This is a genomic window from Mycobacterium sp., from assembly GCF_044223235.1.
In the GTDB taxonomy this organism is placed as follows: domain Bacteria; phylum Actinomycetota; class Actinomycetes; order Mycobacteriales; family Mycobacteriaceae; genus Mycobacterium.
Genome location: NZ_JBGAME010000042.1, coordinates 1 through 8,323, shown reverse-complemented (window position 1 = coordinate 8,323; position 8,323 = coordinate 1). Strand labels below are relative to the sequence as shown.

Genomic DNA, 8,323 nt, shown 5'->3' with positions numbered 1-8,323 from the left:
CGCTCCTCACGTGCGCGGGACCATTTTTCGCTCCTCACGTGCGCGGGACCACGTCCCGGTCACCCGACGCCGGCCAATGCGAACGGCAACACCTGTGCCGCACCACCCTGCCGGAGCATCCGCGCAGCCATCGTCAGCGTCCAACCGCTGTCGGTGAAATCGTCGATCAGCAGTATCGGACCCGGTACTGCCGCAATCGCGGCGGGATCCGGCGGCTCCCACGAATCATGCAGGCCCGCAACGCGGTAGGCCGAGTTGGCGGCGGTGACCGGTCGGCGCTGCGGACGATATCTCAGGACACCCAGGTCCGTCAGCCTGCCCAGGCTTACGATGCTGGCGCGAAGCGAGGCGATGAGCACGGGGTGCGTCGAGGAATCAAGCGACATCACCGCCGCCGGGCGCATCGCCCAGTCCCACGCGGCGAGCACGTCGACGGCGGCGCGCAGGAGGTCATCGGGAACCTCAGCGTCGGGTTCGCCGAGGACGTGGCGCAGCCGGTCGCCCCAGCCGAGATCCGACAGCCTGCCGATGATCCGGCCCGCTGCTGGACCGTCGGCGATACGTCCGGACAACTCCACCCCAAGATTGGCCAGCCCGGTCGGCCACTGCTTGCGCGCGGCCAGCTCGACCCCAGGCCGGACAAGTCGACGTCTGGCGGCCTCGGTTGCCTCCACGTCGACGTCGGGGCTGAAGCGGGATCCGGTGCAGTTGTCGCACCGACCGCACCGCTGGGCATCGCGGAGGCCGGGATCGTCGAGCTGGGCCCGCAGGAACAGCATTCGGCACCCGCCGGTGTCCTGATAGTTGAGCATCGCCTGTTGTTCGCGCCTGCGCGCCGCGTCCAGCGCCCGGTAGCGCTCCTCGTCGTACGCCCAGGGCTGACCGGTGCCGATCCACCCGCCCTTGACCCGGCGGACGGCGCCGTCCACATCCAGCACCTTCAGAACCATCTCCAGGCGGCTGCGGTTGAGATCGACCAAGGGCTCCAGCGCGGGTGTCGACAGGGGGCGATCGGGTTCGAGGGCACCGATGACCTTGCGCACCATCGCTTCGGACGGGAACGCCACCGAGGCGAAGTATCGCCAGATGTCTTGGTCTTCGCGTCCCGGCAGCAGAATCGCCTCGGCGCATCCGGGAGCGGCGATCGCGCGACCGGCGCGGCCCACCTGCTGGTAGTAAGCGATCGGTGACGACGGCGCGCCGAGATGCACGACGAAGCCCAGATCGGGTTTGTCGAATCCCATGCCCAGCGCCGATGTGGCGACGAGGGCCTTGACCCGGTTGGCGATCAGGTCGGCCTCGAGCCCCTCACGTTCGGCGGCTTCCGTCGAACCGGTGTAAGCGGCGACGGCGTGGCCCTGCTCGCGCAGGTCGGCGGCCACGTCGTTGGCCGCCGCCACGGTGAGCGTATAGATGATGCCCGAACCCGGAAGCGAATTCAGGTTCGCCCCAATCCATGCCAGCCGCTGTGCCGGATTGCCGACGGTGAGCACCGACAGCCGCAGTGATTCACGGTCGAGACCGCCACGGAGCACCAGGATGTCATGACCCGGCCTTCCGGCGTCGAGCTGCCGCGCGACGTCGGCGACCACGCGATCGTTGGCGGTCGCTGTGGTGGCCAACACCGGAATGTCCGTGCCCAGGTCGGCGATCAGCGTGCGGATCCGACGGTAATCGGGCCTGAAGTCGTGTCCCCAATCGGACACGCAGTGCGCCTCGTCGATCACGACCAACCCGGCGTCGCCGGCAAGTGCGGCAAGAACGGCGTCTCGGAAATCCGGGTTGTTCAGCCGCTCCGGGCTGACCAGCAGCACATCGAGTGCACCAGTTGCCACGCTGTCGTGGATGTCGTTCCAGTCGGCGACATTGCTGGAGTTGATGGTCGCCGCGTGAACTCCCGCCCGCTCGGCGGCGGCCACCTGGTTGCGCATCAGCGCCAGCAACGGGGAGACGATGACCGTCGGCCCGCTGCCCGCCAGGCGCAACAGCTTGGCGGCGATGAAGTACACCGCCGACTTGCCCCAGCCGGTCCGCTGCACGACGAGTGCGCGGCGGCGATGCACGACCAGCGCCTCGATCGCGGTCCACTGATCGTCGCGTAACTGGGCGTCGGGTCCCGCCAGCTGCTCCAGGAGCGCCTGGGCCTGCGTACGTGTGGCCATGCCCGACATAGTGCCTGTCCCGACCGACACCGACACCCGGTGTGGCCACACCATCGAGCACCAGGGCGCTCGCGGAGTCGACGACATAGACGCCCTGGCAGCCGGCATCGGCCATGATCCGCGCCTGCCGCGATTCGGCGAGGACCTGCTCATCGACACTCTCGACGTCCTGGCGCTCATCCTGGCAGGCCTGTAACCCACCTGTAACCCACTGCGGGGCTGCAATCTGCAGTCCGATTCCGCACGCCGTCGGCGCGAGATCTACGTTTTGCAGACAGAACCCAAGAGCGGGCCTGCAAAAAGTCAATCTCGGCGCGGTCCGTGACGGTCACTCGACGCTATTTGAACGAAAGATGCACGACGCCAAGGCCGGCGAAGTCAGCAACGAAGTCGTCGCCCGGTCGGGCGTCGATGGCTTTGGTACACGACCCCGGCAGGACGATGTCGTCGGCCTTCAACCGGACACCGAATTCGTCGACCTTGCGGGCCAGCCAAGCCACCGCCGTGACCGGATTGCCGAGAACCGCATCACTGCGGCCCTTCGCGACCGTCTCCCCGTTGCGGCTCAGCACCACATCGATGCCGGTGATGTCGACGTCCTTGGGCGACACCCGCGCATCGCCGAGTACCCAACCCGCCGACGACGCGTTGTCCGCAATGGTGTCGCAGAGCTTGATGTTCCAGTCGCTGATGCGGGTGTCGATGAGCTCGATCGCCGGGGCGAACGCGGCGGTCGCTGCCAGCACATCGTCCTCGGTGCAGCCGGCGCCGGGCAGATCGTGGGCGAGGACGAACCCGACTTCGACCTCGATACGCGGGTACAGGTATCTGCCTGCCTTGACCGGGAGGTCCTCGTATACCTGCATGTCGTCGAGCAGGTGCCCGCAGTCCGGCTCGTCCACACCCATCATCGTCTGCATCGCTTCGGAGGACAGGCCCACCTTGTGGCCGATCACGCGCCCACCGTCGGCGACCCGCCGACGGATGTTGATCAGTTGGATCTCGTAGGCGTCGGCGACGTCGATGCCCGGCTGCGCTGCGGTCAGGGGTGCGATCGGTTCGCGGGACCGCTCGGCCCGCGCGAGGGTGGCGGCGAGGTCCTCCCGCACCTCAAGAGTGAGCACTTTATGACGTCCCTCGTTTCGTGGAACAGGCAAGTTGTCCCCCGCCCGGGGCAATTCTATAACGTGTTCTACATAACGGGACAGCCGTTCGACGTCGTCGTGGTCGGGAGCCGCGCCGCGGGCATGGTCGCTGCCCCACCGCCGCACATCAAGGCCTCACAACAGCAAGCCTGGAGAAGGTGGACCGTCGAATTCGGTTGCGCTGCCATATCGTTCGCCAGATGTCGAGGTGCTGATGCCGACGCCGCCGCAGCAAGCGCTGTCGTACCGGTTGCGCGGCGACCGCAACCCACTGCACTCCGATCCGGAATTCGTCGCAGCTGCCGGATTCCTAGGACCCATCCTGCATGGATTGTGCATGTTCGGTATCGCCGGCAAGGCGATTGTCGACACGGTCCTGGACGGCGACGCCGGTATTGACGGGCGTGGAGTTGGCCGCTGCTTAAGCACCGAGAAGCGCGGACGGTTCGGCCTCGAGGATGTCGCACAGCCAGTTCATCGTCCGCCGTATCCCCTCCACCAGGCCGACGGCGGGCTTCCAATGAAGTTCGTTCGCGGCCTTCGTCGTATCCAACGTGATCGCATTCAGATCGACGCCCCGGACCTCGTCCGCACTCGGCACCGGCGCTCCGTCGAGGACGGCCGACATGAGGTTGTACACATCCGTCATGGTGGTGCACTGCCCCGTGCCGATGTGGAAGGTCCCAGTCTTCCTCAGCGGAGCGCACCCCGCGCGCACAAATGCATCGACGACGTCTTCGACATACACGAGATCGCGTGCGTCACTGCTGTCGCGGTAAACCCAGTGGGGTCGACCGGTGATCAGCGCGCTGCCGAGAGCGGCAATCGCGCCGGTAGCTCCGTGAGGATTCTGTCGCGGTCCGTATACGTCGGCGAGTGCCAGGCACATCGGAGCGAGGCCATACATTTCCGCGTACGCGCGCAGGTACAGCTCGCCAGCCAGCTTGCCCACGGCATGCGGCGAAAGCGGTTCGATCCGATCGGATTCATCCACGGTGCCAGCTTGCGCACCGTAACGGGCCGTTCCCGAGGCGGCGTACACGATCCGCCGGACTCCGCCCTGCCGGGCTGCTTCGCACAGATTGATGGTGCCCAGAACATTGCTGCGAGCATCGAATTGGGGGTTGCAAACAGAGACGTCGAGGTCGACCTGCGCTGCCAGGTGGAAGATCACGTGCGGGTTGACGCCCGAGACGATGTCGACGAGTTCAGGTGCCTGAATGTCGGAGTCCACCGACGTGAACGCACGGGGGCGCGACCGGTTGCAGTTGTATGCGTGCTCCAGATTCGCCGCAATGCCGGTGCAGAAGTTGTCGACCACGACCACCTGGTGGCCGTCGGCCAGCAGGCGGTCGACCAATGTCGATCCGATGAAGCCCGCACCGCCGGTGACCAGCGCACGCATCGTTATCGAGCCCCGGATGGCCGGCGGAGCCGAGACGTATCCATCAGCTCCGCCGACCCTTCATCCCGGCATGTGGAGATTGCGACAACGCTACTGGGACAGACATACGGCATCCGGCTTCCCGCGGATGCCGTGACGGCCGACCCCGCGTTATGGCAAAGCCTCATCGTTTTGCCATAACGCGCTTGACGTGCCGCGTGTGCCATCACGAGCATCCGGCAACCCTACCAGAACCGCACGCAGTACACATCAGCTACAGCAAACATATTGATCCATCGAGAACCCGCGCACCAGGCGGGCCTTGTCGGCCGCCGTACTCCATCGAGAACGACTACATGCTAGTTAGAGACCCAATACTCGGGCCGACACAAGTATGGACGAAGCCCGCCGAACCTCGGCTACTTGCCCGCGAGCTACTGCATTGGCAAGCATCCCGCGACCGCGCCAGGCCGAGGTCGAACCGACCGAGCCGCGCGCAACCGCGCGCGGCCGCCCCTGACCGTAACTGGGTTGCAACTAATTGTTTGGCAATACCGACGCTCAACCGTTCCGCCTGGCACGCGATAGGGCTACCATTGGCGCGCATGAAAGCGACGATCGCCACTGTGGCCGTTGCTGCTGTCCTGACGGGATGCGCCGGCAGGGCCGACACGACAGCGACACAGACGGTAGCAGCCACCCCGACGACGAGCGAAGCGCAATCTGCGGCGCGACCCGGTCACGTCCCCGACGGCTGGGGTGAAGTTCGCCCCGATGAGCAAGCCATCAAGGCGATGGCCGCGTGGGCAGAGCGGTCTCGAGTCACAGCAATTTATGCCGCTATGACCGACGGCAGGAGTGAACTGGACGCTGTCCGGACGGCCGTGAACGCGCGGGACGTGAGTGCCGCGAAACTAGCCTGCCGGGCAGCCAGTGAGCACCTCACCGACGAACTATCCACGCACATTCCCACGCCGGAGCCCGACCTGACGCACGCGCTCCAGTCACTCGTCACCGATGCTGAAACCTTTGCGGCCGAGTGCAATGCGCTCACCGACCCGGCACAGTCAAGCGACTTACAGACCCTCTGGAAGGCCTTGTTGACGGTGTTGAACGACATGACCACGGCCGGATCGATCATGAAACGGGACCAGCGCATTCTCGAAGGAGCCAACCGCTGACGAATCCCGGCCGTCGCAACTCGAGAGTCGACAAACCTCATCGCTTGCCATGGCAACGCTCTGGCCTCACCATATACACGGCCGCCAGTACGAACGGTGGCGGCTAGCAGGGCTCAGGTGAGCAATAAAACCCGGATGCAGTGGGCGTTGCGGGCGCGTACTTGAGCCGCAGCCGTGTTCGCCGAGGTTGGTGACCCAGTAGCGATGGGTGATGGGCACGACCGGCCAGGCATCGCAGCGGTGGTCCGCCCTCACTACCGAAGCCAGGCGTGCTGCACCTGCGGCTGGATCGGTAAGCCGCGCCTGCTGTTGTCTTCGGCGAAGCTCGACGCCCTGGTCCATGCCGCGGAAAAGAACTGCGTGCCAGCCATCCCGTTGTTCCAGCCGGGAGTAGCTGCACCTATAAAGCCTCCGGGCGATCCCGAAGCCGGCGATCGCTAGATCCGACGGCGGACCACTGGCCACGCGGTTTCGCCGTGAGATCGCCTGATCGATTGTTCCCAACCTCAGCCGCGGCACCCTGCCCCACTCAAGCCAGTCTGGGCACGTCACCGACTGTTCAGTTCGAGAAAATCCGTTTGCCATAGCTGTTTATCGCGACTACATGGTCCGTAGTGCGAAGGGCCGGGGCCACTGCCCGAGGTGGCGCACCCGCCAAGTCGTCTCGCGCCGCGTCGATTCATTGCTGAAACCCAGGTGGTATGTTTCGAGCCCCGACAGCAGGGCGGCCTGTCGACAGATTCCATGGCTTTGCGTCATTCCTAAAATGCCAGTACCTCGACCAGATATGAATTCGCTAGCACGCTTGCGGGCCTCGGATCGGCCAGCGTTCATGTCGGCAGGGCAATAGATTTTGCTAGTTTTGGTTGCTGGGTGCGATCGATGGTGGTACGTTCGGCGAATCACGGACGCAGCACTGCCGCTGAGTGTAGGTACAGCTAATATGTATACATTTGCGACCGCAGGGGGCGTTCGTTGGCACGGCAAGTTGTCGCGTCGGCGAAGGGGGATGAGTCGTTTGAGCCTGGTCAACATCTTCAGCCGCCCACGCCCCGGGCCCACTACGGAGCGGGCGGTGCCGGCAGTAAGCACCATTTCTGCGGCGGTCGCCCTGAAACTCATTGCCAGACAGGAGTTTCACGGTATTCCGAGCCGTGAGGCCATGCGCTGCGGGCTCGCGTCGAACCCCTATGGTCGACCGCCTCGGGAAAGCCGCAAGGTAAGCGAAATCAACGAGTTGAGCACAGGAGTCGCGGGATAATGTCAGTGTCGCCGCGGGAAGTCATCTACCGACCCAGTAACGGCAACGAGCGTTCGGCGCCACCTGATTATCGCGACACCGTGGTCGACGATCAGGAACGTACGCGCAACTCGGTCCGCATCGCGCCTGCCGCCGCTGCAACGGTTGCAGATCTATCGGACCGGGTGCTTGCCCGCTCAAGATGGGAGCGGCGATACGCCGCGCATCTGCTCATTTCAGACTCCGTTGTCATCTGTTCCGCGGTGATACTCGCACAGTACGTCCGATTCGGCAGCACGCCGACGTCGCCCGGATACATGAGTCATTACGTAACGGCGTATTCGGCTCTCCTGGTGATCATTTGGTCGTCCGCTCTCGCTTGTTTCCATACCAGATCGCCAAAATACATCGGTGCGGGCATCGAGGAGTACCGCCGGGTGATCACCGCGTCATTCGGAACCTTCGGGGCCATTGCGATCGCCGAACTACTTCTGAAACTTCAGATCTCGCGCGGCTATCTCGCGGTGGCTCTTCCTGTAGGCGTACTCGGCTTGGTGCTGAGCAGGTGGATGTGGCGCGAATATTTGATGCGCAAGCGCGTAGATGGCCAATACCGAACCGCGGTCATGGCCATCGGTGAGCGCGAAGCGGTGCAAAACCTCGCGAACGAGATCACGCGAAACCCCACCGATGGATATCAGGTCGTGGGGATCGGGGTACCGGGATACGGTCCTCCACGTGGCGAATGCCTGATGGTCAACGGTCAATCCGTTCCTATCGTTGGCGGGGAGACCGATGCACTGAAGGCGATCCACGCATGCGGCGCCGATACAGTGGCGATCGCCGACACGGGACAGTTCGGGGTTCTGGGACTCCGCAGGCTTATCTGGGAACTCGAGCCGATGGGCGTGAATCTTGTCGTCTCACCTGGAGTGATGGATGTGGCGCTCAATCGACTTGTGATGCGACCGATCGCCGGTCTACCGCTGTTGCACATTGAGAAGCCTCAGTATCACGGCGCAAAGCGCTTTCAGAAGCGCGCGTTTGATTTTTGTTTCGCGATGGCCGCCCTCATCGGCACCCTTCCAATTCTTGTTATCACTGCCATCGCCATCAAGTTGAGTAGCAAGGGTCCCGTCTTCTACGCCTCCGAGCGCATTGGAATAGACGGCAGGCGGTTTTCGATGCTGAAGTTCCGCACCATGGTTGAA

At 64.3% G+C, this 8,323-nt stretch carries 6 protein-coding genes and 1 pseudogene; 4 read left to right on the top strand and 3 right to left on the bottom strand.

Annotated elements, in window-relative coordinates:
• Window positions 1-59 precede the first annotated feature (59 nt).
• Window positions 60-2,162, bottom strand: coding sequence for a RecQ family ATP-dependent DNA helicase (locus ADBZ6K_RS25775; RefSeq protein ID WP_526352077.1), 2,103 nt, complete (start codon window positions 2,160-2,162; stop codon window positions 60-62).
• Between ADBZ6K_RS25775 and ADBZ6K_RS25770 the strand changes: the two genes are divergently transcribed.
• Window positions 2,161-2,358, top strand: a complete 198-nt coding sequence (locus ADBZ6K_RS25770; RefSeq protein WP_526352075.1) for a hypothetical protein — start codon at window positions 2,161-2,163, stop codon at window positions 2,356-2,358. The genes ADBZ6K_RS25775 and ADBZ6K_RS25770 overlap by 2 nt on opposite strands.
• A 142-nt stretch (window positions 2,359-2,500) precedes the next feature.
• Here the strand turns inward: ADBZ6K_RS25770 and ADBZ6K_RS25765 are convergent, their stop codons facing one another.
• The gene (locus tag ADBZ6K_RS25765; protein ID WP_526352073.1) at window positions 2,501-3,286 is read right to left on the bottom strand and encodes a 2-keto-4-pentenoate hydratase; all 786 of its coding nucleotides are present in this window, start codon (window positions 3,284-3,286) and stop codon (window positions 2,501-2,503) included.
• Between the two features lie 172 nt (window positions 3,287-3,458).
• Between ADBZ6K_RS25765 and ADBZ6K_RS25760 the strand changes: the two are divergent.
• Window positions 3,459-3,701 (top strand): annotated as a pseudogene (locus ADBZ6K_RS25760) (MaoC/PaaZ C-terminal domain-containing protein); the annotation flags it as partial.
• A gap of 27 nt (window positions 3,702-3,728) precedes the next feature.
• Here ADBZ6K_RS25760 and ADBZ6K_RS25755 read toward each other — a convergent pair.
• Window positions 3,729-4,712 carry an NAD-dependent epimerase/dehydratase family protein gene (locus tag ADBZ6K_RS25755; RefSeq protein WP_526352071.1) on the bottom strand — a complete coding sequence of 328 codons (984 nt, stop codon included), beginning with the start codon at window positions 4,710-4,712 and terminating at the stop codon, window positions 3,729-3,731.
• Window positions 4,713-5,296: 584 nt separating this feature from the next.
• Here ADBZ6K_RS25755 and ADBZ6K_RS25750 point away from each other — a divergent pair.
• Both ADBZ6K_RS25750 and ADBZ6K_RS25745 read left to right on the top strand, forming a co-directional pair.
• On the top strand, window positions 5,297-5,872 hold the full coding sequence (locus ADBZ6K_RS25750) for a hypothetical protein (protein WP_526352069.1): 576 nt from the start codon (window positions 5,297-5,299) through the stop codon (window positions 5,870-5,872).
• 1,260 nt (window positions 5,873-7,132) lie between these two features.
• On the top strand, window positions 7,133-8,323 hold a 1,191-nt coding region (locus ADBZ6K_RS25745; protein ID WP_526352067.1), incomplete at its 3' end, for a sugar transferase.